We start from the raw sequence: 25,951 nt of genomic DNA, 5'->3' as shown, positions 1-25,951 counted from the left end.
AAAATATGCAATATACAGAAGTAATGGTTCGCTATGGCGAGCTATCCACTAAAGGAAAAAATCGTAAAGATTTTATTGGGAGATTAGCTGGTAATGTAACAAGAGCTTTGCAAGATTTCCCAGAAATTGAAATACATCCTAAGCATGATCGAATGCATATTGTCTTGAATGGAGCTCCATTTGATAAAATCGATCAGCGATTAAAACTTGTTTTCGGTATTCAAACTTATTCGCCAACTATAAAAGTCGAGAAAAATCTTGATGCTATCAAGAAGGCTTCCCTTGAATTGATGCAAGCAACTTTTAAGGATGGAATGACTTTTAAAGTTAATACTAGACGCAGTGACCATGAGTTTGAATATGACACTAATCAATTAAACGCTATGATTGGTGACTACTTATTTGATAATATGGATAACTTAAAGGTAAAGATGAAGAAGCCTGATTTAGTCTTGAGAATTGAAGTTCGTCAAGATGCAATTTATATTTCAAATCAGCTTCTCCACGGTGCAGGTGGGATGCCAGTTGGTACTGCAGGAAGAGCAGTAATGATGCTTTCAGGTGGAATTGATTCGCCAGTAGCTTCTTATCTAGCAATGAAGCGTGGAGTTGAAATTGATATGGTTCACTTCTTTAGTCCACCGTATACTACTGAAAAGGCACTTGCAAAAGCAAAAGAACTTACTGGGATTTTGGCTAACTATTCTGGAAAAATCAATTTTATTGCAGTACCTTTTACTGAAATTCAAGAACAAATCAAAGAGAAATTACCAGAAGGTTATTTGATGACCATTCAGCGTCGCTTTATGCTTCAATTAGCAGATCGTATTCGCGCAATGCGTGGTGGTTTAGCAATTTTTAATGGAGAATCTGTTGGTCAAGTAGCTTCCCAAACGTTGGAATCAATGGTTGCGATTAACGATGTTACTTCAACACCTGTTCTTCGTCCGGTAGCCACAATGGATAAAACCGAAATCATTAAGCTAGCTGAGCAAATTGGTACTTTTGATCTTTCTATTGAGCCATTTGAAGATTGTTGTACTATTTTTGCGCCACCTCGTCCAAAGACTAAGCCTAAGTTAGACGAGGCTCGTAAGTTGGAAAACAGACTTGATGCCGAGAAAATGATTCAACGCGCAATTGATGGAATGGAAATTACGCCAATTTATCCAAATCAAAAATTCTTGGATGATAAGGCTCAAGAAGATGCAGACTTATTGTAAAAAAAGTGCTAGCAACCGCTAGCGCTTTTTTGGTTTGAGAAAGATATAGAAATGAGAATTGACAAGTATTTAGCTAATATGAATGTTGGCTCGCGTAAAGAAGTTCATAGTCTTATTAAAAAGAAAGTTGTGACGGTTAATGGAGAACTAGTAACTACGCCAAAACAACAAGTTAAAGAAGACGATTTGGTGGTAGTTGATGGAAATGAAATTGCGTACCAACAGTATCATTATTTTTTATTAAATAAGCCTAAAGGTGTGATTTCAGCAACTGAAGATAGAAGTCAGCAGACGGTTATTTCATTGCTTAAAACAAAAGATCGTTATCAAGGTATTGCTCCAGTAGGTAGACTAGATAAAGACACTACAGGTTTATTGCTTTTAACAAATGATGGAGCTTTAGCCCATGAGCTACTTGCTCCCAATAAGCATGTGACTAAAGTATATCGTGCTAAAATTTCAGGTGTAGCAAGTGAAGGAACAATTAAAACATTTGCTAGTGGTATTACCTTAGGCGATGGTACAAAATTAAAACCAGCAAAATTAGAAATTTTAGCTCAAGATAAAGTTCATAATTTGTCGCAAATTGAGATTCAAATTCAAGAAGGAAAATATCATCAAATCAAGCGAATGTTTGGAGCGGTTGGCATGAAGGTCTTAGAACTGGATCGAATTTCAATGGGTAAATTATCTTTGCCGACTGACTTAAAACGCGGACAATATCAAGAAATTACTCGAGATAAAATTAAGTAAGGAAATTTAAATATGAAAAAAATTATTTTTGTAATTTTCTTTATTTTAGTTTTTCCTTTCACCTGTGGCTTTTTAAATATTGCGCATCGCGGAGATAATGAACAGGGTAAGTTTGCTGAACATAGCTGGATGGCTTATGACCGAGCGCTTTGCGCACAAGTTGATTATTTAGAACTTGACTTACAAAAAACTTCAGATAATGTTCTGGTAGTAAGTCATGATGATAATTTGAGTAGAGTTTTTGGCGTTGATAAAATTATTGCCGATTATCCATATCAAGAATTACTTTCATATAAAAATCAAAATGGTGAATCTCTCCATAGTCTTGGAGATGTATTTAAACGTTATCAAAATTCAAATGTAAAATTCATGATTGAACCTAAAGATAACAGTGAAGAAGACATTAAGCTGTTACTTAATTTAATTAGACAATATCATTTAGAAAATCGTGTATTATTAGAGTCATTTTCTAAAACAGCCTTGATGCAAATCTCTAAAATTAATCCTCAAATTCCTACAATGCAATTAGCTGGTGAATTTAATTTATCACCTTCAATGCAATATTATGCTAATAATTTTTATTCTAAAAAAGTGGCTGACTACTTAAGTGAGCATAATAAAAAGTATTTACTTTGGGGCGTTAATAAAAAAGTGCAAATGAAACAATATTTGCAGCTAGATAAGAATGTGTCGGGTTTGTTAACTGACTACCCAGTTGAATTAGCAAATATTTTACATAGCAGTGATATTTTTAAAAGAAATTATGAAGCTAGTTCTTTTCCTAGTAAATCAATTTCTGGTCTGATGTATTTAAAAAATGGAAGTTCAGTTGAAGTTGATCAGGTTAAAATGAAAGATAATCAGCTTTTTTATCATGTTAGGCCTGATCTTTGGCTAAGTGATCATAATTTAAAAAATTCGGATCACTCTGCTCCTAAAGCACAGACTGGAAAAATTAAGCTTCAAAAAGAAACCTTGATTTATACAGATCCTTCTTTAAAAAAATATTCTGGAAGGAAATTACCTCAAAACGGTACATGGAATTATTTTGCGGTGAAAAAAGTACATGGAAAAACTGTTTACAATCTAGGTGGAGCGCAATGGGTAAAACAATAAAGTTTTAATTGCTAGTTTACGTAAAAAATGGTAAACTTATACTCAATATATATAGGGAGTAACCGGCATAAGGTGTATTTATGGCGTCAAAACGAAATTAATTTTTCCGCTGTAAGTTTAAATGGTGAGACTATTGGCTAAACATTTTTTGTTCAGACAGTGGTCTCTTTTTTTATGCCAAAGTCTGTTTTTCCTATTAGATGGAGGGTTTAAGTGAAAGCATACTATCGTGAAAGCAAAGAAGAGCTTATCAAAGAATTAGGAGCTAATGAAAAGCAGGGGTTAACCAATAAAGTTGCTCAAGAAAAATTAGCACAAGTAGGACCAAATGCTTTAATCGAAGGTAAGAAAAAAAGTATTTTAGAAGTCTTTTTAGAGCAATTTAAAGATTTAATGGTCATCATCTTGATTGTTGCCGCTGTGATTTCTGCGTTTACTGGTAATTTAGAAAGTACTGCAGTTATTATTGTTGTTTTAATTTTGAACGCAATTTTAGGAACAGTCCAACATGTTAAAGCTGAAAAATCATTAGAAGCCCTAAAGTCTTTGTCAGCACCTGCGGCAAAAGTTTTAAGGGATGGTAAAAAACAAGAAATTGCCGCAAAAGATGTTGTTCCTGGCGATATTCTTTTACTTGAGGCAGGCGATCTAGTTACTGCTGATGGTAGAATTTTAGATAATTTTTCATTACAAGTAAATGAAAGCTCCTTAACTGGTGAGTCAACTAATATTGATAAATTAGATACAACTTTTGATAAGGAAGTTCCCTTAGGAGACAGAGTAAACATGGTTTATTCTAGTTCGCTTGTAACATATGGACGAGCAAATGTCTTAGTTACAGCAACTGGAATGGATACTGAAATCGGTAAGATTGCCACCTTAATGAATGAAACTAAGGAGCGCAGAACGCCTCTTCAAGTTTCACTTGATCAATTTTCATCACGCTTGGCAACCGCAATTTTGATTTTCTGTGCCTTGATCTTAGGATTACAAATGTGGCGTGGTCAACCTTTACTAGACGCGCTATTATTTGCAGTAGCACTAGCTGTTGCTGCTATTCCAGAAGCTTTAAGTTCAATCGTTACAATTGTTCAAGCTATGGGAACGCAAAAAATGGCTAAGGAACATGCCATTATCAAAAATTTAGCAGCTGTTGAATCATTGGGCTCAGTTTCAGTAATCTGTTCTGATAAAACTGGTACTTTAACTCAAAACAAAATGACTGTTGAAGATATTTATATTGGTGGTGAAGTTCTTAAGCCCGAAGAACTTAACTTAAGTAATCAATTGCACCGCTATTTACTATATGATGTAGTTTTGAATAATGATGCTAGTTTATCTGATGGTAAGAAGATTGGTGACCCAACAGAATCCGCATTGCTTGAAATGTATCGTAAGGTACCAGGAATTGATCTTGGAAATGGAAAGCTAGGTTTATCAGAGAGTGAATTAAGAAATCACTTAGATCGTTTAGAAGAAGTACCATTTGATTCTGACCGTAAGTTGATGAGTACTAAGCATTTAATTCATACTGTTCCAACAATTTTTGTTAAAGGAGCAATCGATGTCTTGCTTAAGCGCTGCATTAATATTCGTTTTGGGGATGAAGTGCGACCACTAACTGAGCAAGACCGAAAGAATATTTTAGCTCAGAATAATCATTTTTCAGAAAATGGTTTAAGAGTGCTTGCATTTGCATATAAAGAGAGCGATGAAGAGTTATCTGCCGATACTGAGAAAGACTTAACTTTCATTGGTTTAGTTTCAGAAATGGATCCACCGCGAGAAGAAAGCGTCGCAGCCGTTGCTCGCGCAAAAGAGGCCGGTATCAGAACGGTAATGATTACAGGTGACCATAAGGTTACTGCGGTAGCTATTGCTAAAAAGATTGGTATTTTTAACGACGGAGATATTGCTTTAACTGGTTTAGAGTTAGATGCTTTAAGTGATGAAGAACTAGACCAAGAAATTGAAAAAGTCGCAGTTTATGCTCGTGTTTCTCCAGAAAACAAAATTAGAATTGTTAACGCGTGGCAAAGAAAAGATCATATTGTATCAATGACTGGTGATGGCGTTAACGACGCTCCCGCCCTTAAGAAAGCTGACGTTGGTGTAGCAATGGGTATCACAGGTACAGAAGTATCAAAAGATGCAGCAAGTATGATTTTAACTGATGATAACTTTGCTACAATTATCAAAGCTGTTGCAAATGGTAGAACAGTTTATGAAAATATCAAAAATGCGATTGGTTACTTATTATCGGGTAACTTATCGGCAATTATTACCGTTTTATTTGCTTCAATTGCTGGATTGCCAGTACCATTTGTTGCAGTACAACTTTTATTCATTAACTTAGTTACTGATTCGCTTCCAGCTTTAGCAATCGGAATGGAGCCAGGAAATCCTGATATTTTAAAGCGTAAACCACGCGATCCTAAAGCTAGTTTGTTAGATAAACCATTTGTTACTCAAATCAGTACGCAAGGCTTCTTAATTTCGTTAAGTGTTATTACTGCATTTTTAATTGGCTTAAAAGACAGTCCTGCAATTGCATGTACTATGGCCTTTTCAACTTTAACATTTGCACGTTTGCTTCACGGTTTTAATTGTCGCTCACAACATAGCATTTTTAAAATTGGATTTAAAAACAATTGGTACAGTTTAGCAGCCTTTGCATTAGGCACTGCACTTTTAGTCTTAATTCTCTTTGTACCAACACTTCATGGCTTATTTGCTGTTCAACCATTAAGCGGACAAGAAGTTTGGCTAATCGTGATTTTAGCAATTATTCCGACAGTTTTAATTCAGTTGGTAAAAGTAATCAGAGAAAATAGAGGTTAATTCTCACCTTTTCTCTTGTTTTCTTTCATGCTATAATCATAAACAAAGCAGGAATCAAGAGGAGTAAATTCGTATTACAGAGAAAAGTCAGTATGCTGAGAGACTTCAGAATTTTACGAGTAGCTTGATTAGCTGATTAATTGAACTTTAGTAGGTTAATCCGGACACTTCAGCACCGTTATCGCTTATAAGAGAGGTATACAATTGTATACTTAACGTAGGTGGTACCGCGGAAAATTTCGTCCTAGACAATATAAGTTGTCTAGGACTTTTTTATTGGAGGAATTTTAATGACAGATTTAGCACCTAAATATAATCCTAATGAGGTTGAAAAAGGTAGATATCAAGAATGGCTTGATGAGGATCTTTTTAAGCCATCTGGCGATAAAAAGGCTCACCCTTATTCAATTGTTATTCCACCACCAAATGTAACTGGAAAATTACACTTAGGACACGCTTGGGATACCGCAATTCAAGATACATTAATTCGTTTTAAGCGAATGGAAGGCTATGATACTCTTTACCTTCCAGGTATGGATCATGCTGGTATTGCTACTCAAGCTAAAGTGGAAGCAAAGTTGCGTAAACAAGGTAAAGACCGTCACCAGATGGGACGTGAAGCTTTTGTTAAGCAAGTTTGGGACTGGAAAGATGAATATGCAAATATCATCAAGGGTCAATGGGCTAAAATGGGACTATCTCTTGATTATTCAAGAGAAAGATTTACTTTAGATAAAGGTCTTTCAAAAGCCGTTAGAAAAGTTTTCGTTCAATTATATAACGAAGGACTAATTTATCGCGGTGAATATATTATTAACTGGGATCCAGAATTACAAACTGCTCTTAGTGATATTGAAGTTATTCACAAAGACGATAAGGGTGCATTTTACCATGTAAAATACCCATTTGCAGATGGATCAGGCTTTGTTGAAATTGCAACTACTCGTCCTGAAACTATGTTTGGTGATACAGCTGTAGCTGTTGCACCAGGGGATGAGCGTTATAAAGATATTGTAGGAAAAGAATTAGTTCTTCCACTTGTTGGTCGTCATATTCCAATTATTGAAGACCAACACGTAGATCCAGAATTTGGTACTGGTTTAGTTAAGATTACGCCAGCGCACGATCCTAACGACTTCCAAGTAGGTAACCGTCATAATCTTGAAAGAATTAATGTAATGAATGATGACGGAACTATGAACGAAGAAGCTGGTAAGTATGCTGGTATGGATCGTTTTGAAGCTCGTGAGGCTCTAGTTAAGGACTTAAAGAAAGAAGGATACTTAATTAAAGTTGAACCAATTGTTCACTCAGTTGGTCACTCTGAACGTTCTGGCGTTCAAGTAGAGCCTAGACTTTCAAAGCAATGGTTCGTTAAGATGAAGCCACTTGCCGAAGAAGTTCTTAAGAATCAAAAGACTGATGGTAAAGTTAACTTTGTTCCAGAACGATTTGAAGGTACTTTGAACCACTGGATGGAAGATGTTCATGATTGGGTAATTTCTCGTCAATTATGGTGGGGTCACCGTATTCCAGCTTGGTACAACAAGAAGACTGGTGAAACTTACGTTGGCGAAGAAGCACCTAAAGATATTGAAAACTGGGAACAAGATCCAGATGTTCTAGATACTTGGTTCTCAAGTGCACTTTGGCCATTTTCAACATTAGGCTGGCCAGATACTGATAATCCAGACTTTAAGCGTTACTTCCCAACTAACACTTTAGTTACCGGATATGACATTATTTTCTTCTGGGTATCAAGAATGATCTTCCAAGGTCTTCACTTTACTAAGAAGCGTCCATTTAAAGATGTTGTTTTGCACGGTTTAATGCGAGATGAACAAGGACGCAAGATGAGTAAATCACTTGGTAATGGTGTTGATCCGATGGATGTTGTTGATAAGTATGGTGCCGATGCTCTACGTTGGTTCTTATTAAACGGTACTGCTCCTGGTCAAGACACTCGTTATGATCCAAAGAAATTAGCTGCTGCTTGGAACTTTATCAACAAAATTTGGAATGCAAGTCGTTTTGTAATTATGAACTTGCCTGAAGATGCAAAACCTGCTCACATGCCAGACACTACGCAGTTTGATTTAGCAGATAGCTGGATTTTTGATAGATTAAATCATACTGTATCAGAAGTTACTCGTTTATTTGATGAGTATAAGTTTGGTGAAGCTGGTCGTGAACTATACAACTTTATTTGGAATGACTTCTGTGACTGGTACATTGAAATTTCTAAAGTTGCTTTAAATGGTGATGATGAAGAATTAAAGGCTAGAAAGCAAGAAAACTTAATTTGGATTCTTGATCAAATTTTGCGTTTAATGCACCCAATTATGCCGTTTGTTACTGAAAAACTATGGCTTTCAATGCCCCATGAAGGTAAGTCAATTATGACTGCTAAATATCCAGAAACTCATGCAGAATTTGAAAACAAGCAAGCTGATAATGACATGGCATTTTTAATTGAAGTTATCAAGGCTGTACGTAATATTCGTATGGAAGTTAATGCTCCAATGTCTTCACAAATTGACATTATGATTCAATTAGATGATGAAGCAAATAAGCATATTTTGGATGACAATTTCGAGTATGTAGAAAACTTCTTGCACCCTAAAGATTTGCAAGTTGCAGCAGATATTGAGGCACCAAAGCTTGCAAAAACTGCCGTAATTCCAGGTGCTCAGATTTTTGTTCCATTAACTGAATTAGTTAACGTTGACGATGAACTTAAGAAGATGGAAAAAGAAGAAAAGCGTCTTGAAGAAGAAGTACAAAGAGCTGAAAAGAAACTGGCAAACCAAGGCTTTGTAGCTCATGCTCCTGAAGCTGTTGTAAACAAAGAGAAGGAAAAGAAAGCTGACTACGAAAGTCAACTTGCTGGTGTTCGTGAACGTATGAAAGAATTAAAGGAAAGTAAATAGAAGTGAAGTTTACTAATGTTGACCAAGTAATTAACAGAATATATTCTTTACCTAAGCTGCACCCTAAAAATGATTTGAGCTACGTCAAAAGGATTTTAAAACAATTAAATAATCCTCAAGATAGTGTTAAGACAATTCATGTTACCGGGACGAATGGTAAGGGGTCGACATCCTATTATTTGAGTAATCTATTACAAAAGGCCGGTCAAAAGACTGGCCTTTTTGTGTCACCTTATATTTATGAATTTAATGAAAGAATTCAATTAAATGGCAAGAATATAAGTAATAGGGATTTAGTCGAAGTAGCTAACAAAATTGAAGCAGCTATAAAAGAACTGAAAAAAACTGATCCTGATTTTTCTTTAGTAACATTTGAATATGAAGTAGCTCTTGCTTTCCAATTTTTTTCTCAAAAAAAATGTGATTATGCAGTAATTGAAGTCGGAATTGGAGGCGAGCATGATAAGACTAATGTGATTACACCAGAAGTAAGTATCATTACAACTATTGGTTTGGATCATGAGAAAATAATCGGACCAACTTTAGCAGATATTGCTAAGGAGAAAAGTGGCATAATCAAACAGAATAAACCAGTTGTGCTAGGTAATATTCCTCAAGATGTTTTAGATATTTTACTTGATAAAGCTCAAGCAGAAAACTCAAAATCATTTTTATTGGGAAGAGATTTTAAAATTAAATTATCTAAAACAGCTATTGAATATCAAGATTTAGAAAATAAGTATCAATTTTTGAAACGTCCTGTAGTAGAAGCATATGATATTGGGGTGGCAGTTCGGGCGGTTCAACTTTTGAATTTACAGTTAAATAAACAAGAGATTGAAGCGTCGATTAATAAGACGCAAATTCCTGGTAGATATGATATTGTTCAGACTGCACCTAAAATTATTGTCGATGGAGCACACAATTTGCAGGCGATGACGAATCTTTTGCACTTGATTCGAAAAGAGAACCAAGGTCAAATATATATACTTCTTGGAATGATGAAAGACAAGGATTTGGGTCCAGTCACCAATTTATTCGAAGATGAAAAAGTTACCTTAACTCGGATAGATTATCCTAGAGCTGCGAGATTAGAAGATTTTCCTAAAGAAGCTCAGAAAAAATATAATTATGAAGAAAATTTCGAAGTAGCTTATACTAACTTGAAGAATAAATTGAAGCCACATGATATCCTATTAGTGACTGGATCTTTTTATTTGGTTGGTGCAGTTTTGAATTACTGCAAAAGAGGTAAAAAATGAAAGTTGAAAATATTGCTGAACCAATTGAAGGCATCATTTTTGATATGGATGGATTACTAGTTGATTCTGAAAAGCTATATTGGGATGCAAATATTGTTGCCGCTAAAGAAGCAAATTTAGACATTCCAGATGATAGTTATTTGAAGCTTGTTGGTTCTTCGGTTAAAGAGATGGAAGAATTTTATCATCAACATTTTAAGACTGAAGCAGATCGCGATAAGTTTATTAAAAGAACTGATGAGCTAGTTTGGGAGTGGACTGATCAAGGAAAACTGAAGCTTCAAGCAGGTGTACGAGATGCATTAGTAGAGTTTAAAGAAAAAAATATCAAACTCGCAATTGCATCAAGTAATTATGATGAAGTAGTAGCTCATAATTTAGAAGTTCTAAAAATAAAGGACTATTTTGATTTTTATCTAAGCTATAAAGATGTCGAAGCAGGAAAAATAAAGGCTAAGCCTGCACCAGATATTTATTTGCTAGCAGCTCAAAAGATGCAACTGCCAAAAGATAATTTGTTAGTATTTGAAGATTCTAGCACAGGTGTTGCGTCTGCAAGTGCTGCAGGTTTAAAATGCGTAATGGTTCCAGATTTAAAGCAACCAACAGTTTTAGATAAAAAGAATGCGACATTAATTTGCAAAGATTTTTACAGTTTTCTTAAAAAAATCAAATAGTTTTTTCGTAATAAATATCAAAGGAGTAATTGATATTTATGAAAAAAGAAGAACTATTGCAAACTGATGTCGATCTAGTAAAAAAATTAGCTAGATCTTTGAAAGAAAAAGATATTGTTACTTTTGATAGTTTATTTAAAAAGCTAGAAGAAGTAGGCATAAGTAGTTTTAAGGAAATGTGGCAGTATGCGGCTAGTCCCAAATGCGAAGATGAATTAGCAGTCGTACTGCAGCTCATGCTAGAGCGTATAAAAGGCGTTAATAATAAAGAAATTGAGAGTTTCTATTCTAGTTCGCAGGTAGGATGCTACATAGCTGATAAGTTATGTGGCCGTCCGCAAGAAGAACTATATGGAATTTATCTTGATTCAAAGAATAAAATTATTGCTGAAAAGTTGATTTTTCAAGGAACAGTAAATAGAGCAGTTGCCCATCCACGAGATATCTTTCGCTGGGCAGTAATTTATAACAGTACGGCATTTTTTGTAGCTCATAATCATCCAAGTGGGGATGAACAACCATCTCAGCATGACCTGCGATTTACTAAGAAATTAGTAGAGGCAAGTAAGTGTATGGGAATTGATTTTCTGGATCATTTTATTGTGACTGATAATACTTATTTAAGCTTTCGAGAGATGGAACTTCTTTAAGTCTTCCTTAAGTATGAGCAAATTTTCTTAAAGCAAATTTTTACATTAGATTTTCTATGCTATAATATCTAAGACTAAATAAAGATACGATTTAGGCTAAAATAATTAAAGAGATAAATTTAAGGAGAGATTTTGCGTGTTTGGATTAGGATCTAAAAATATTGGGATTGATTTGGGAACTGCCAACACACTCGTTTATATTGAAGGTAAAGGCATCGTTTTGCGTGAGCCTTCTGTTGTTGCTAAAAATACTCAAACGGGTGAAGTTATTGCTGTTGGTTCAGAAGCCAAAGAAATGATTGGTAGAACTCCTGGCTCAATTGTTGCTATTCGTCCGATGAAAGATGGAGTAATCGCTGATTACGATACAACTGCTGCAATGCTTAAATATTTCATGGAAAAGACTGTGGGTAATTCAAAGCCTGCTGCTATGATCTGTGTGCCTTCAGGTGTAACAGAAGTTGAAAAGAGAGCAGTTATTGACGCGGCTAGAGTTGCAGGTGCACGTGAAGCATACGTGATTGAAGAACCATTTGCAGCAGCTATTGGTGCTGGTCTTCCTGTTATGGATCCAACCGGCTCAATGGTAGTTGATATTGGTGGTGGAACTACTGATGTTGCAACTATTTCATTAGGTGGTATTGTATCCTCCCGTTCTACTAGAATGGCAGGAGATAAGTTCAATAGTGCAATTGCAACTTACATTCACCAAAACTACAATTTATTAATTGGTGAACGAACTGCTGAAACAATTAAGATTCAGATTGCTTCTGCTTCAGTTGAAAAGGCAAAAGAAATTGAATCAATGAATATCCGTGGTCGTGATCTTGTAACAGGATTGCCAAAATCAATTGATATTGAGGCAGTAGATGTTTCAAAGGCAATTCAAGAAGTAGTTCAAAATATTATTGTAGCGATTAAAGAAACTTTGGAAGAAACTTCTCCTGAAATCGCTGCAGATGTTATTGATCATGGTATTGTGTTAACAGGTGGTGGAGCTCTTCTAAAGAACTTACCAGAGGTTATTTCAGACGCTACTAAAGTTCCAGTCTTTATTGCTCAAGATCCACTTGATTGTGTTGCAATTGGTACCGGTGAATCTCTCAAAAATATTGAAGTTATGCGTAAGAGACGTTAATTTGGAGACCGGCGTAAAAGCCGGTCTTTTTCTATTAACTTTTAAATTAGGAAGATAGTAGTAGATGAAAAAATTTCTCAAAAACAAAAAGTTATTGACAATTTTCGTACTAGTTATTTTAGTTTTAAGTATGTTGTCTATTTCCATCCGCTTACGTAATAAGAGAGAAACGCCATTCTTAGTTCAAAAAATTGGTAATGATACAGTTTCAATTGTTACAAGAGTAGTGAATTGGCCAATTAATTTGGTCTCTAATGGGGTGGCTAATGTCGAAGATTTATTCAATACTCAAGCTGAAAATGATCATTTGAAAAAACAAATTGATAACCTCGCTCAAACTAAGGCACGGAACAGCTCTTTGGAAGCAGAAAATACGCAATTAAAACAAGCTCTAAAATTAAAGAAAACTTTAACCGACTATACTATCATCAATGGGTCCGTAATTTCTCGTGCTGCTGATACTTGGTCAGATTTATTAGTTATTGATCAAGGGTCACGAGCTGGAGTTAAGAAAAATATGCCAGTAATGTCTGGTAAAGGCGTAATCGGAAGAGTGGTTGAGGTAAATAGTACAACTTCTAAAGTTGAATTAATTACTACAACTGATAAGTCTACAAATAAGTTTGCTGTAGAAGCTGATGCAGCTAATGGTAAAAAGGTGCATGGTGTGATTTCTGTTGAAGGAAATAATCAATTAGCGTTTACACAAGTGGTTGATGGGCAGAAATTAAAGAAAGGTACTCGAGTTTATACTAGTGGAATGGGTGGTTTATCACCAAAAGGTCTTTTAATCGGAACAGTTACAAAGACAACACGAGATACTTTTGGCTTATCAGATGTTGTTGAAATTCAGCCGGCTGGTAACCTTAATGATCCATCGGTTGTATCTGTGATTAAAAGAAAGGTTGAAGAGTAATGGCAGAATTGCGTCGATGGTATGTTGCCATTGCCTTATTTATGGCGCTAATTTTGGATGGAGTATTAGCCTATAATTTACAAACTTTTATCTTTCATCGAGGCTTTTCTGGCAGTTGCTGGCTGACAGTTGTTGGGATTACTTTAATAGCCCTATGCGATGATAAAAATGATGCCAATATCTGGCTTTGTTTGGGTTTAGGCCTTATTGCGGACCTTTACTATTTAGGCGTGATTGGTATCTATACAGTAGCATTTCCTTTAATTTGTTTTCTTATTCAACAGAGTGCACGTTTTCTTCCTGAAGTATTTTGGTTTCGCTTGTTAATTTGTTTAGTTGTTTATCTCTGTGTGAGCTTTTATGTTTATCTAACATTAAATCTAGTAGGGATAATACAATTATCTTTTGCAAGTTTTTTAAATAGTATTTTACCTAATTTGCTATGGTGTTTTATCTTAGTTTTGTGTACTTATTGGTTTTGGATAAAACTTGCTGAAGAGTATCCATTTTTAAAAAAAGAATATTATTTTTAAACAAAAAGGAGTCGCACGATTGCGACTCCTTTTTTGCGTAAAATAATTAAAATTGAAAGACACCAGTTCCGATTAAGGCAGTAGCTACTACACCAAGAAGGGTAATCACTGCCATGAACCAGGCCATAACAATAGTTAATTTCTGAAATCCGGATTTTTTCTTACGTTTTCTCATAGCTGCCTCCTAAATTAATAATTCTAGTTTACCATGATTTTAATTATAATTTTATATTTAATTGAAATAGTTTAAAATAAACTTATTGGAGGTCTTTCATGAATTTTTTGCTTATCTTTTTAGTCCCTTTATGTGGGATCGTCGTTGCAGCTTTTTTAATGAAGTTATTTCCTAAGGCTCAATTTAGTGGTTATGATATTTTACCATTTTTTTTCATTGCAGCTTGTCAGCTCTTGACGCAAGAAACTAAGCAACCGTCATTTTTGCCTTATGGCTTTTTATTATATTTTATTTTGGTAGTAATTGTTTCTGTTTATACCGCTGTCAAGAATAAAAATATTTCTGTTGCAAAAACTTTGGGTACATTGTGGCATTATCTCGCTGCTTCTTCCATTGTTTGGTATGTGGGTCTCTTAATTTTGCTGTTATTATAACGTTTTTCCCCACTTTTTCTATTAAAAATCAAAGTGCTCTTATCCTTGTGATAAGGGCATTTTGTTTTGGATAAAATTATGATTATCATAAAATAACAGAATATCTAAATAAAAAGTGTAAAACTTGTGGTAGAAAGTGGGGAAGTGTGGTAAATTATTCATTGGAAAGGGGGCTAGACCATGTTCATGGGCGAGTATCATCATAATCTCGATAGTAAAGGGCGGCTCATTATACCGGCCAAATTTAGAGACGAGATTGGCGAGAAGATGGTATTTACTCGTGGAATGGAGGGCTGTATTTTTGGCTATCCAATCGAAGAATGGCAAAAAATTGAGGCTAAGTTAGCCAAACTTCCACTGACAAAGAGAAGTGCACGTAAGTTTACGCGTCTTTTCTACTCAGGTGCGATGGAGAGTGAGTTCGACAAGCAAGGACGTGTTAATCTGACCATGATACTGAAAGAGCATGCCGCACTCACTAAGGAATGTGTGATCGTTGGTGTTTCTAATCGAATTGAAATTTGGTCAGCAGAACGCTGGAATGATTTCTCAGAAGAAGCCAATGAGAACTATGACGATATCGCAGAAGACTTGGATGACATCGAGTTATAAAAATTATGAAATTCAAGCATAAAAGTGTGCTTTTGCACGAAACAATAGACAATTTAAATCCAAAAGATGATGGTCTTTATGTTGACGCAACTTTTGGTGGTGGCGGTCATGCCCGATATCTACTCAGTAAGTTGAATAGAGGAACAGTTATTGGATTTGATCAAGATGAATATGCAATTTCGATGGCAAAAGAAAGTTTTGCTGAGGAATTGAAACCAGGAGCTGAACCTAAATTAATACTGGTTCACGATAACTTCTGTCATTTGAAAGAAAATCTGGTAGAGCTGGGAATTTCAGATGGAATAGATGGTATATATTACGATCTTGGAGTTTCGTCTCCGCAGTTTGATCAACCTGAACGAGGTTTCTCTTATCGATTTGATGCTCGATTAGATATGAGGATGGATCAAAGCCAAGAGTTAGATGCCTATACAATTGTAAACACTTGGTCACAAAAAGAACTAAGTGACATTTTGTATAAGTATGGAGATGAAAAGTTTTCTCGTCAGATTGCTAGAAAGATAGTAGATCGAAGAAGAGAAAAACCGATTGTAACTACATTTGATTTGGTAGATGTAATTAAGGATGCAATTCCAGCATATGCAAGACGAAGTGGAGGGCATCCTGCTAAGAAGAGCTTTCAAGCAATTCGAGTTGCAGTTAACAATGAATTAGGTGTATTGCAAGAATCTCTTGAAGAAGCAATTAAGCTATTGAGACCGGGTGGTCGAATTAGTGTGATTACTTTTCAGTCTCACGAAGATAAAATCGTCAAAAAGATCTTTAAAAAGTATTCTGAAGTCGAGATACCACGCGGAATGCCGATGGTTCCGGCTGACAGTAAACCAACATTGCGATTAATTAGTCGCAAACCTATCATGGCAAGTAGTGATGAATTAGAAGAAAATAACCGCTCACACAGTGCCAAGTTAAGGGTTGCAGAGAAATTATAGTTTTTTAGTTAATATTTAAGGAGAAGAAGATGGCTGATAGCTCAGCAAGAAATTTAAATTATCAACAAAGTCAACAGCAGACTGAGCAGCCAAAGAAAGCAATTGTTCTTAATCCCAAAAGCGTTCCTTGGACAGCATTTGAAAAAAGTTTAGTCGTTCTAGGTTCACTTATTACATTAGGATTAATGATTTTATTGGTTTCAGCCAGCATTTCTGCTACTAGTGCCCAGCACCAGTTAGCAAATGTTGAGCAGACGATAATTTCTCAAAAGAGTCATAACACTGATCTTCGTCAGGAGATTGGTGAATTAACGTCAACTACTAGAATTAATAAAATTGCCCGTGATCAAGGCTTGCACTTGGTTGAGAGTAACATTAGGAATGTCCGTTAATGAAAAAGTTTAATAACTTAAATAGAAATAGATCCAAAGCCCACGGCTACCGCTTTACGGTGGGGAGAATCCTCCAGCTAGTCTTGGCTTTGGTTTTTCTTGTATTTATAGGTAGATTTTTATATATAGGTATTTCGAATCAGGTTGCTGGTGAGAATTTAAATAAGCGAGTAAATCAAATTTACCGGCGAAATGAAGTTCTAAAAGCAACGAGAGGAACAATTTATGATAAAAATGGTTTAACTCTTGCAGAAGATGCCCATGTTTTTACTGTATATGCAATTTTAGACAAGAGTTCAATTGATTATCATAATAAGCCAATGTATGTGACAAACAAACGTAAGACCGCACAAAAGTTGGCCGAGGTGCTTCCGTTAAGTGAAGAAAAAATATATTCATATTTGACGCCGAAGCATAAGGCTTTTCAGGTAGAATTTGGTTCTGCGGGTACTGGCTTAACATTGTCTCAAAAGAAAAAGATTGTGGCGATGAAGTTACCAGGAATTAAATTTGTCGAAACGCCATCTAGGCTTTATCCAAATGGTAATTTTGCTTCGCATATTATTGGCTTAGCTCAACCTCAAAAAAGTCAGGGAACAAGTAATTTAGTTGGTACTATGGGAATCGAGGCTTATTTTGACAAACAGTTAGCGGGTAAAGATGGTTATCGTGAAGCATTTGTGGATGCAGAAAATTATCAATTACCTAATGGTCAAAAGACAACTCGTGCAACTCAAGATGGCGATAATATTTACTTAACGCTTGATTCAAGACTCCAAAGTTATTTGGAAGTTTTAATGTCTCAAGTACAAGATAAATATAAGCCGAAGGCGCTAACAGCAGTTGTAGAAGATATCAAAACTGGTAAAATTTTGGCTGCTTCTCAGCGTCCTACTTTTAACCCTCAGACCAAACAAGGTTTAGATACTTCTTGGCGTAATATACTAGTTCAAGATTCTTATGAACCAGGTTCAGTTTTTAAGGTCTTGACTTATTCAAGTGCAATTGAAAGTGGAAATTACAACCCTAATGAGCAATATAAATCTGGTGCAGTTACTGTTCAAGGATCAACAATTCATGACTGGAATAATAGTGGTTGGGGAAGTATTCCATTTAGCCAAGCATTTCCAAGATCAAGTAATGTTGGGTTTGTAAAGCTTGAGCAAAAGATGGGAGCTAAGACATGGAAAGAGTATTTAAATAAATACAGAATTGGCAAAAAAACAGGAGTAACCCTTCCTGGTGAAACAGCTGGAATTTTAAACTTTTCTACCCCATTAAACCAAGCAGTTACAGCATTTGGACAGGGTGTTAACGTTAATGCGATGCAAATGATGCAAGCATATAGCGCTTTAGCAAATAATGGACAAATGGTGAAGCCGCAATTTGTTGAGAAAATAGTTTCTCCTTCAGGAAAAGTAGTAGAAAAATTCCACCGTACAAAAGTTGGTGCTCCAATTTATTCTGCTAAGACAGCAAAAACTGTCTTAAAGGGAATGCAAGATGTCGTGAATGCATCTTATGGTACAGGGGCTGCTTATAAGATGCCAGGAAAGAGTATAGCTGTTAAAACTGGTACGGCTCAAATTGCTGGACCACATGGAGGATATTTAACAGGTGATAATAACTATATTTTCTCTGTAGTTGGTGTAACGCCTGCTAATAATCCACGCTATTGTGTTTATTTAACAATGAAGCAACCTCAAAAGATGTCTAAACCAGCAGAAACAATTCTTTCTTCCATTTTTAAGCCGATTATGAATCGTTTGATTTCTCTTTCAGATTCGACAGCAAAGGTTAACGAAAAAGTAACAGTTCCAGCTTTAACTGGTAAAAGTATTGAAAAAGCGAAAGAAGAGGCTAACAACGCTGGAGTTTCAATTGAGATTATCGGAACTGGCAAAACAGTTAGTCGTCAATCAGTTAGTGCCGGGGTAAAACAAGGTACGGATGATAAGATTTTCTTATTTACCGGTGGTCAAGTTACTTGCCCGAACATGGTCGGGTGGACAGAAGCTGAGGTTAATAGCTTTATGACAACAACTGATATTCCAATTACAATTAATGGAAAAGGGAAAGTTACAAAACAATCTATTGCATCTGGAAAAGTAATTGATAAAAATAGTAAGTTATCAGTAAACTTGAAATAACAAAAAGTTAAAGGAGTAATACAAAATGCAGTTTTCTTTGATACCGTTCATTAGTAGTTTTGCTCTTACGGTTATCTTCTTACCGTTGTTTATTGGCTTTATGCGAATGAAACATGAAGGCCAAGTGATTAGAGATGAAGGGCCAAAATGGCATGAGAAAAAATCTGGTACCCCAACTATGGGTGGAGTTGTCTTCATGCTTGCCAGTGTTATTTCCACCTTATGGGTTTTAATTTGGCAGAAAGATTTAAATAAGACTACTTGGATTTTAATTATCGCTTTTTTAGGCTATGGAATTATTGGTTTCTTAGATGATGGAATTAAGTTATATTTCAAACGTAATTTAGGATTAAAAGCTTGGCAGAAATTGTTAGGTCAAATTATCATTGCTGCTTTGATTATTGCCCTAGCATTTAGCGATCATTTTGCCTTTGAATTATATATTCCATTTGCAGGAATGGTAAGAAATTCTTTTTTATTCAGTTTATTTGTACTTTTCTGGTTAGTTGGATTTTCAAATGCAGTTAATTTATCCGACGGCTTAGATGGTTTAGCAACTGGTTTATCTATTATTGCTTACGCAACTTATGCCTGGATTGCCTACCAAGAAAGAAATTGGGTAATTGTTGCATTTACTTTAAGTGTAATTGGTGGTTTAGTTGGTTTCTTTATTTTTAACCACAAACCAGCTAAAATTTTCATGGGGGATGCAGGTTCCTTAGCTCTTGGCGGAGGATTAGCAACCGTATCAATTTTCCTTCATCGGCCATGGTCATTACTTTTAATCGGAATTGTATTTGTTTTAGAAACACTCAGCGTTATTTTGCAAGTCATTTCTTTCCAAACTACTGGAAAAAGAATTTTCAAGATGACACCGATCCATCACCATTTTGAAATGCTTGGCTGGTCTGAATGGAAAGTTGATATTGTATTTTGGATTGTTGGTTTAATTGGAAGTATTATTTATTTAATTATCTGGGGTTAATTTTAAAATGAAAAAAATAAAAACATATGAAAATAAAAATATTTTAATTTTAGGTTTAGGAAAGAGTGGCTTTTCAGTAGCTAAACTTCTTTTAAAGCTAGGTGCTAAACTTACCTTAAATGATAAAAAGGACTTATCTAATGATGACCGCGCAGCCGAATTAGATAAATTAGGTGTTCGAGTTATTTCGGGACATCATCCAGTAGAGATTTTTGATAAGGAAAAATTCGACTATCTTGTTAAAAACCCCGGCATTCCTTATGAAAATCCAATGGTTGAAAAAGCGCTAAAACTAAACATTCCAGTTATCACTGAACCAGAGATTGCACTTAATGTAAGTGAAGCTCCATATGTTTGTGTTACTGGTTCAAATGGTAAAACGACTACTGTCATGCTCACACAAAGGATTATGGATCATCATTTATCTAAAAATGGTGGCCACGCTTATGCAGTTGGTAATATTGGTGTGCCAATTTCAGAAGTTGTCGAAAAAGCTACAAATAAAGATTTACTTGTAGTAGAAATGTCTAGCTTCCAATTGCTTGGTGTAACAGATATTAAGCCTAAAGTAGCAGCAATTGTAGATATTTACAACAATGTTCATCTTGATTACCATAAGACCTTTGATAATTATGTTGAAGCTAAACTAAGAATTACTCAATCACAAGATCAAAACGATTATTTTATTGCTAACTTTGATCAAAAGAATATTTTAGACAGAGAATTAAAGAAAACTAAAGCTAAAGTCCAAACATTTTCTGAAACAGATAAGACAGCAGATTATTTTATTGGTGATGAATATCTTGAAAGTAAAGATGATCATCAAATTATGAAGATCAGCGATATTAAGATCCCAGGTATTCATAACCAACAAAATTGCCTAGTAGCAATTGCTATTTCTAAATTGATGGGTGCAGACGATAGTGATATTCAATATGCATTAAGTACTTTTACTGGTGCTACACACCGTCTGCAATATGTAATGACTTACAATGATCGTAAGATTTATAATGATTCAAAATCAACTAATATTGAAGCAGCTACAGTAGCTATTCCTTCGTTTAAAGAACCAGAAGTTTTAATTGCTGGTGGATTAGATCGTGGCTTTATGTTTGATTCTCTTGTCCCACTATTTAAAAAACATGTAAAATCAATTGTGCTTTATGGTGAAACTAAATATCTTTTAGCTGATGCTGCTCGTAAAGCTGGCATTAAAGATATTGTTATTGTTAATACTTTACAAGAAGCTGTTCCACGTGCATATGAACTGAGTGAAGCAGGAGATGTTATTTTGTTCTCACCAGCATGTGCTTCTTGGGATCAATTTAATACTTTTGAAGAACGTGGAGACTTTTTTGTAAAATTTATTAAGGAATTAAAGACTAAGTAAAATGAGAGTAATTTTTTCTGGTGGCGGAACTGGTGGCCACATTTATCCAATTATGGCGTTAATCGAGCGTTTGAAAGAACGTAAGTTAGTTACAAACGATGAGATCTTATTTGTCGGAACTGATCGTGGATTAGAGTCTAAGATCGTTCCCGCAGCTGGAGTTCCTTTTAGAACATTAAAAATCAAAGGATTTGATCGTAAACATCCTTTAAAGAACTTTGAGACAATTGAGCTCTTCATTAAAGCTACTAAAGAAGCCAAACAAATTATCAAGGATTTCAAACCTGATGTAGTAGTCGGAACTGGTGGGTACGTTTCAGGTGCGATTGTTTATGAAGCAGCCAAAATGCATGTACCAACAATTATTCATGAATCTAATTCTGTTGTTGGATTAGCTAATAAATTCTTAGCGCATTATGTCGATAAAATTTGTTACACATTTGATGATGCTGCAAAGCAGTTTTCAGAAAAAAAGAAACTTGTTAAAACAGGAAATCCACGCTCTCAGCAAGTTCTGGGACTAAACAAAGAAAACGTTGATATTGCTAAAAAGTGGGACTTAAATCCTAACATGCCAACTGTTCTGATCTTTGGTGGTTCTCGTGGCGCTTTGGCAATTAATCAAATCGTTGAAAAATCTCTTCCAGAACTTGAAACAAAGCCATATCAAGTTATTTGGGCTACTGGGCAACTATATTATGGTGACGTCAAAAAGAAATTGGCTGGCAAGAAAATTAGCTCAAACGTGAAAATTGTACCTTATATTGATAATATGCCAGGTTTATTACCACAAATGACTTGTGTTGTAGCAAGATCAGGTGCAACTAGTTTGGCCGAATTTACTGCACTTGGAGTTCCTGTAATTTTGATTCCTAGTCCTAATGTAACTCATAATCATCAAATGAAGAATGCGATGGATATGGAAAAAGCAGGCGCTGCTCTAGTGATTGCAGAAGATGATTTGAATCCAAATAATTTTGTATCGTCGATTGATCATATTCTGCTGGATACAAATTATGCTAAACAGATGAGTGAAGCATCAAAGAGATTAGGTGTACCGGATGCATCCGATCAAGTAATTTCAGTAATGGAAGGTTTAATTAAAAACAAATAATGAAAGGAAGTGAGGTATGTGACCAAAAAGAAAGATAAAATAACCAAGAAAGATCCTAAAAAAGAATTATCGGGATGGATTGATTATAAAAATAAAGTTAATAATAATGAGAAAAAACGGGTCTCTGCCTCACTAACTAAATTGCAGGCTGAACGACGACATGCTTTGTTAACACGCTTGGGATTTATAATTCTTTTTTCATTATGCTGTATTTTGGCCTTGGGCTATTATGTATCTCCAAAAGCTAATGTAGCAAGTGTTCAGGTGAAGGGTGCACCCGAGTTAAATAGTAAGCAGGTAGTTAAAACTGCAAATATTTCTCCTGGAAATAAGATTGTATTTTGTTTACTAAAAGGAAAAGAATACAGTAAGCAATTGTCGGATGCTTTTCCTGAAATAGAAAAAGTACAGGTGAGTGTACAGAATACTAATCATTTAATTCTAACTATTAAAGAACGTCCAATTATTGGTTATATCCATGAAGGGATAGGTTATCGAAAAATTTTGGCTACAGGAAAAGTGGGTAGTCAGGTGATTGATAAAAACAAAATTGATAAAAATAAACCTTTATTTATTGGATATAATCAGAAAGTTTCTCTTAGCGAAGATATTAAGGTTTATGCCAGTCTCCCACAACATATTCGCGATCAGGTAAAGATGCTGAGTGGTGAAACGCGCAGACCGACACAGATCGTTTTAGTAATGAAAGATAATAATATAGTTATTGGAAATCTTTCAACAATTAAAAGCAAGATACAGTACTATGACAAAATCAAGAGTCAGCTTAAAGAACCGTCAGTAATTGACTTTGAAATTGGCGCTTATAGCAGGCCGCTAACACAAGCAGAAAAAGTAAAATTAGGGCTGACTTGAGATTAGTGAGAATGTAAGCCATATGTTAAAATTTATTGTATAGTTATGTTTTGGGGGCATTACCTTGGATAAAACTGATTTACTTGTAGGCTTGGATATAGGAACAACAAGCGTAAAAGCAGTTGTCGCAGACACTGCATCAAATGAAATGCAAATTATTGGTGCCGCAAATGGACCTACCAAAGGAATGCGGCATGGAAAAATAGTTGATATTGATCAAACTGCTGAAAGTATCAGTGCTGTTTTAAAGAAAGTAGCACAAAAGACAAATTCTAAAATTTATCGAGTAGTGACTGGAATTCCAGTAGGCTTATTACAATTGGAGAATGCAGTCGGATTAATTAATATTGAAGAAAATGGTAGAGAAGTTACAGATAACGATGTAAAACGTGTTTTAGTAACTGCGATCGATACTGCTTTAAAAGATGGTAGAGAAGCAATTGCTTTTTTACCTAATAAATTTTTAATTGATGGAAAAACGGATGTGGACGATCCAAGAAAAATGATCGCGCATTCTCTCGAAGTTCATGGCATATTATTAACTGCGCCTAGTGCCGACCTGCACAATATTCGCAAAGCTATTGAAAGAGCAGGGTATCAAAATAACTTCTTTGTTCCTACACCATTAGCAATTGCAAGTGTGGCTCTTGATGAAGGCGAGAGAACATTTGGAACAATTATTCTCGATTTAGGTGGAGGTTCAACGACAGCCACTGTAATTCACGAAAATAAGATTAAGTACGCGACAATTGATTTAGAAGGTGGAATTGATATCACCAATGATATCTCAGTTGTCCTGAATACATCTAAAAAAGAAGCTGAAAAGATCAAATTGCAATTTGGATATGCTGATCCAAGTTTAACTTCTAGTGACAATCAATTTCCAGTTAATGTGGTAGGCGAGAATGCTCCTAAGATGATTGATGAAGAGTATTTGAGTGAAATAATCAATGCTCGTCTTGATCAAACCTTTAGTCGAATTGGAAAGGGACTAAAGTCTCATGATGCATTTAGCCTGCCGGGCGGTGTTGTGATTACGGGTGGAAGTAGTGCACTTCAAGGAATTGACGATATTGTAAAAGACGATTTTGGCGTTAAAGCTCGAATTTTTCAACCTGACCAAATGGGACTACGGAATCCAATGTATGCAGCAGGCTATGGAGTAGTAAATTATGCTTATAGCTTGGCAGATATTGACTATTTAGTTAACAGCGTTATTTATGGAAATCAGGTTGCTACACCTGTTTCTAATCAATCTTCGTCTCAAGAAAATATGAAATTTTTCAAAAGACGTCTAACTCCTAGTGAAATGGAGCAGAAAGAAGATTATAATAAGACTAGTGCTACATCAACGGTCTCTACGTCTGAAGAGAATGATGATAATAAGAATAATAAAAAAGGAATCAAAGAATTCTTTAAGAAATTTTTTGATTAATAATAAGGTGGTTTAGTAAATGGATTTTACTTTCGATTCTGATGACAACAAAAATGCAGTCATTAAAGTAATCGGTGTTGGCGGTGCCGGTGGTAACGCCGTTAACCGAATGATTGATGAAGGAGTACAAGGTGTTTCTTTTATTGCTGCAAATACTGATGTACAAGCTCTTAATAGCAATAAAGCAGAAAACAAGATTCAGCTTGGACCTAAACTTACTCGTGGTTTAGGTGCGGGTTCTCATCCAGAAGTTGGTCAAAAAGCTGCCGAGGAGAGTCAACAGACAATTGAAGACTCACTTAAAGGTGCAGATATGATCTTTATTACCGCTGGTATGGGTGGTGGTACTGGTACTGGTGCTGCTCCAGTAATTGCTAAGATCGCACGTGAAACTGGCGCTTTAACTGTTGGAGTAGTTACTCGTCCATTCACTTTTGAAGGACCAAAGCGTTCAAAAAATGCGGCAGAAGGAATTGCTCAATTAAAGCAATATGTTGATACTTTAGTTATCATTGCTAATAATCGTTTGTTAGAAATGGTTGATAAGAAGACGCCTATGATGGATGCCTTTAAAGAAGCTGATAATGTTCTTCGTCAAGGTGTTCAAGGTATCTCTGATTTGATTACTTCAACTGACTATGTGAACCTTGACTTTGCCGATGTTAAGACTGTTATGGAAAATCAAGGTGCAGCCTTAATGGGAATTGGCCGTGCTAGTGGTGAAAATAGAACTGTTGAAGCTACTAAACTTGCTATTTCTTCTCCATTATTGGAAGTTTCAATTGATGGTGCTAAGCAAGTATTGCTTAACATTACTGGGGGACCAGATTTAACTTTATTTGAAGCTCAAGATGCTTCTGATATTGTTTCAAAAGCTGCTGGTGATGGAGTAAATATTATTTTTGGTACATCAATTAATGCAAACTTGGGCGATGAAGTTGTAGTTACAGTAATTGCTACTGGAATTGACTCAAAAGCAGAAGAAGAGGCTTCAAAACAACCAATGCGTCGCCCTTCACGTCCAAGCCGTCAAGAAGTAGTAAATCCAGAACCTGCAAAGAAGGAAGAAACTGAAACAGTTCCTTCACCAATGGAAACTTCAGAAGTTAAAGTTGAAAATACAGTTTCAAACGAAACTTCTACTCCAGCTACTCCAGAAGTAAATGCAGAAAAGAAAGAATCTCAAGATACTTTACTTGACCCCACAAGCGTTTGGAAGCAAGATAGAAAAGAAAATAAGCGTCCACAACCTGTAGAAAATGAAGAAAAAGATGACGATGAGTTCGATTCATTTAGTTCAGACGACTCTACTAGCATTTCTCAAATCGAAACTAGTGCAGATGATGAATCAGACAATGATATTCCATTCTTCAAGCATCGTCGTCAGGATTAATATTTG

23 protein-coding genes and 1 other annotated feature are annotated in these 25,951 nt (G+C 35.4%); of the genes, 22 read left to right on the top strand and 1 reads right to left on the bottom strand.

From position 1 onward, the window contains the following. The first annotated feature begins 5 nt into the window (after positions 1-5). The 11 genes from thiI (at position 6) to mreD (ending at position 14,039) form a co-directional block, all read left to right on the top strand. The gene (gene thiI / locus LpgJCM5343_RS06120) at positions 6-1,223 is read left to right on the top strand and encodes a tRNA uracil 4-sulfurtransferase ThiI (protein WP_101890809.1); all 1,218 of its coding nucleotides are present in this window, start codon (positions 6-8) and stop codon (positions 1,221-1,223) included. A 51-nt stretch (positions 1,224-1,274) separates the two neighbouring features. Beyond that, positions 1,275-1,976, top strand: coding sequence for a pseudouridine synthase (locus tag LpgJCM5343_RS06115; protein ID WP_101890808.1), 702 nt, complete (start codon positions 1,275-1,277; stop codon positions 1,974-1,976). Positions 1,977-1,988: 12 nt separating this feature from the next. Further along, the gene (locus tag LpgJCM5343_RS06110; protein ID WP_101890807.1) at positions 1,989-3,092 is read left to right on the top strand and encodes a glycerophosphodiester phosphodiesterase; all 1,104 of its coding nucleotides are present in this window, start codon (positions 1,989-1,991) and stop codon (positions 3,090-3,092) included. 213 nt (positions 3,093-3,305) lie between these two features. Further along, positions 3,306-5,933 carry a cation-translocating P-type ATPase gene (locus LpgJCM5343_RS06105; RefSeq protein WP_101890806.1) on the top strand — a complete coding sequence of 876 codons (2,628 nt, stop codon included), beginning with the start codon at positions 3,306-3,308 and terminating at the stop codon, positions 5,931-5,933. Between the two features lie 41 nt (positions 5,934-5,974). Next, positions 5,975-6,183, top strand: a binding site (T-box leader). A 40-nt stretch (positions 6,184-6,223) separates the two neighbouring features. Next, positions 6,224-8,863 (top strand): valine--tRNA ligase, encoded by a 2,640-nt coding sequence (locus LpgJCM5343_RS06100; protein ID WP_020807170.1) that lies wholly within the window; start codon positions 6,224-6,226, stop codon positions 8,861-8,863. A 2-nt stretch (positions 8,864-8,865) separates the two neighbouring features. Further along, complete coding sequence (locus LpgJCM5343_RS06095; RefSeq protein WP_101890805.1) at positions 8,866-10,125, top strand: bifunctional folylpolyglutamate synthase/dihydrofolate synthase; 1,260 nt, start codon at positions 8,866-8,868, stop codon at positions 10,123-10,125. After that, positions 10,122-10,802, top strand: a complete 681-nt coding sequence (locus LpgJCM5343_RS06090; protein WP_101890804.1) for an HAD family hydrolase — start codon at positions 10,122-10,124, stop codon at positions 10,800-10,802. The genes LpgJCM5343_RS06095 and LpgJCM5343_RS06090 overlap by 4 nt, the downstream gene beginning before the upstream one ends. A gap of 38 nt (positions 10,803-10,840) precedes the next feature. Then, positions 10,841-11,452, top strand: coding sequence for a JAB domain-containing protein (locus tag LpgJCM5343_RS06085; protein WP_035429888.1), 612 nt, complete (start codon positions 10,841-10,843; stop codon positions 11,450-11,452). A gap of 136 nt (positions 11,453-11,588) precedes the next feature. Further along, positions 11,589-12,590 (top strand): rod shape-determining protein, encoded by a 1,002-nt coding sequence (locus LpgJCM5343_RS06080; RefSeq protein WP_003648591.1) that lies wholly within the window; start codon positions 11,589-11,591, stop codon positions 12,588-12,590. Positions 12,591-12,654: 64 nt separating this feature from the next. Then, positions 12,655-13,506, top strand: coding sequence for a rod shape-determining protein MreC (gene mreC, locus LpgJCM5343_RS06075; RefSeq protein ID WP_039156214.1), 852 nt, complete (start codon positions 12,655-12,657; stop codon positions 13,504-13,506). Then, entirely contained in the window at positions 13,506-14,039 is a 534-nt protein-coding gene (gene mreD, locus LpgJCM5343_RS06070; RefSeq protein WP_101890803.1) for a rod shape-determining protein MreD, read from the top strand. The genes mreC and mreD overlap by 1 nt, the downstream gene beginning before the upstream one ends. Before the next feature lie 46 nt (positions 14,040-14,085). Here mreD and LpgJCM5343_RS06065 read toward each other — a convergent pair whose 3' ends face one another. Beyond that, complete coding sequence (locus LpgJCM5343_RS06065) at positions 14,086-14,214, bottom strand: DUF4044 domain-containing protein (protein WP_003648594.1); 129 nt, start codon at positions 14,212-14,214, stop codon at positions 14,086-14,088. Positions 14,215-14,312: 98 nt separating this feature from the next. On the opposite strand from LpgJCM5343_RS06065, the gene LpgJCM5343_RS06060 reads away from it, so the two are divergent. The 11 genes from LpgJCM5343_RS06060 to ftsZ all read left to right on the top strand — a co-directional run bounded on the left by LpgJCM5343_RS06060 (position 14,313) and on the right by ftsZ (position 25,945). After that, positions 14,313-14,648: a DUF3397 domain-containing protein gene (locus LpgJCM5343_RS06060; RefSeq protein WP_003648595.1), complete on the top strand. Its 336-nt coding sequence runs from the start codon at positions 14,313-14,315 to the stop codon at positions 14,646-14,648. Between the two features lie 180 nt (positions 14,649-14,828). Continuing rightward, positions 14,829-15,260, top strand: coding sequence for a division/cell wall cluster transcriptional repressor MraZ (gene mraZ, locus LpgJCM5343_RS06055; protein WP_101890802.1), 432 nt, complete (start codon positions 14,829-14,831; stop codon positions 15,258-15,260). Positions 15,261-15,265: 5 nt separating this feature from the next. Further along, positions 15,266-16,213 (top strand): 16S rRNA (cytosine(1402)-N(4))-methyltransferase RsmH, encoded by a 948-nt coding sequence (gene rsmH / locus LpgJCM5343_RS06050; RefSeq protein WP_048686454.1) that lies wholly within the window; start codon positions 15,266-15,268, stop codon positions 16,211-16,213. A 29-nt stretch (positions 16,214-16,242) separates the two neighbouring features. Next, positions 16,243-16,605, top strand: a complete 363-nt coding sequence (gene ftsL, locus LpgJCM5343_RS06045) for a cell division protein FtsL (RefSeq protein ID WP_003647099.1) — start codon at positions 16,243-16,245, stop codon at positions 16,603-16,605. Continuing rightward, complete coding sequence (locus LpgJCM5343_RS06040) at positions 16,605-18,755, top strand: penicillin-binding protein (RefSeq protein ID WP_101890801.1); 2,151 nt, start codon at positions 16,605-16,607, stop codon at positions 18,753-18,755. Before ftsL ends, LpgJCM5343_RS06040 begins: the two co-directional genes overlap by 1 nt. A gap of 25 nt (positions 18,756-18,780) precedes the next feature. Next, positions 18,781-19,740, top strand: coding sequence for a phospho-N-acetylmuramoyl-pentapeptide-transferase (gene mraY, locus LpgJCM5343_RS06035; RefSeq protein ID WP_003648599.1), 960 nt, complete (start codon positions 18,781-18,783; stop codon positions 19,738-19,740). A 7-nt stretch (positions 19,741-19,747) separates the two neighbouring features. Then, on the top strand, positions 19,748-21,130 hold the full coding sequence (gene murD / locus LpgJCM5343_RS06030; RefSeq protein WP_003648600.1) for a UDP-N-acetylmuramoyl-L-alanine--D-glutamate ligase: 1,383 nt from the start codon (positions 19,748-19,750) through the stop codon (positions 21,128-21,130). Position 21,131: 1 nt separating this feature from the next. Continuing rightward, positions 21,132-22,244 carry an undecaprenyldiphospho-muramoylpentapeptide beta-N-acetylglucosaminyltransferase gene (gene murG, locus LpgJCM5343_RS06025; RefSeq protein ID WP_003648601.1) on the top strand — a complete coding sequence of 371 codons (1,113 nt, stop codon included), beginning with the start codon at positions 21,132-21,134 and terminating at the stop codon, positions 22,242-22,244. 18 nt (positions 22,245-22,262) lie between these two features. Continuing rightward, complete coding sequence (locus LpgJCM5343_RS06020; protein ID WP_039156229.1) at positions 22,263-23,117, top strand: cell division protein FtsQ/DivIB; 855 nt, start codon at positions 22,263-22,265, stop codon at positions 23,115-23,117. Positions 23,118-23,181: 64 nt separating this feature from the next. Beyond that, a complete protein-coding gene (gene ftsA, locus LpgJCM5343_RS06015; protein WP_003648603.1) occupies positions 23,182-24,552 on the top strand; it encodes a cell division protein FtsA in 1,371 nt (456 codons plus the stop codon). 19 nt (positions 24,553-24,571) lie between these two features. After that, complete coding sequence (gene ftsZ, locus LpgJCM5343_RS06010; RefSeq protein ID WP_077958786.1) at positions 24,572-25,945, top strand: cell division protein FtsZ; 1,374 nt, start codon at positions 24,572-24,574, stop codon at positions 25,943-25,945. Positions 25,946-25,951 lie beyond the last annotated feature (6 nt).

Source organism: Lactobacillus paragasseri, from assembly GCF_003584685.1.
GTDB lineage: Bacteria > Bacillota > Bacilli > Lactobacillales > Lactobacillaceae > Lactobacillus > Lactobacillus paragasseri.
The sequence above is the reverse complement of the archived record's forward strand: the minus strand, read 5'-3'. Positions and strand labels throughout refer to the sequence as shown.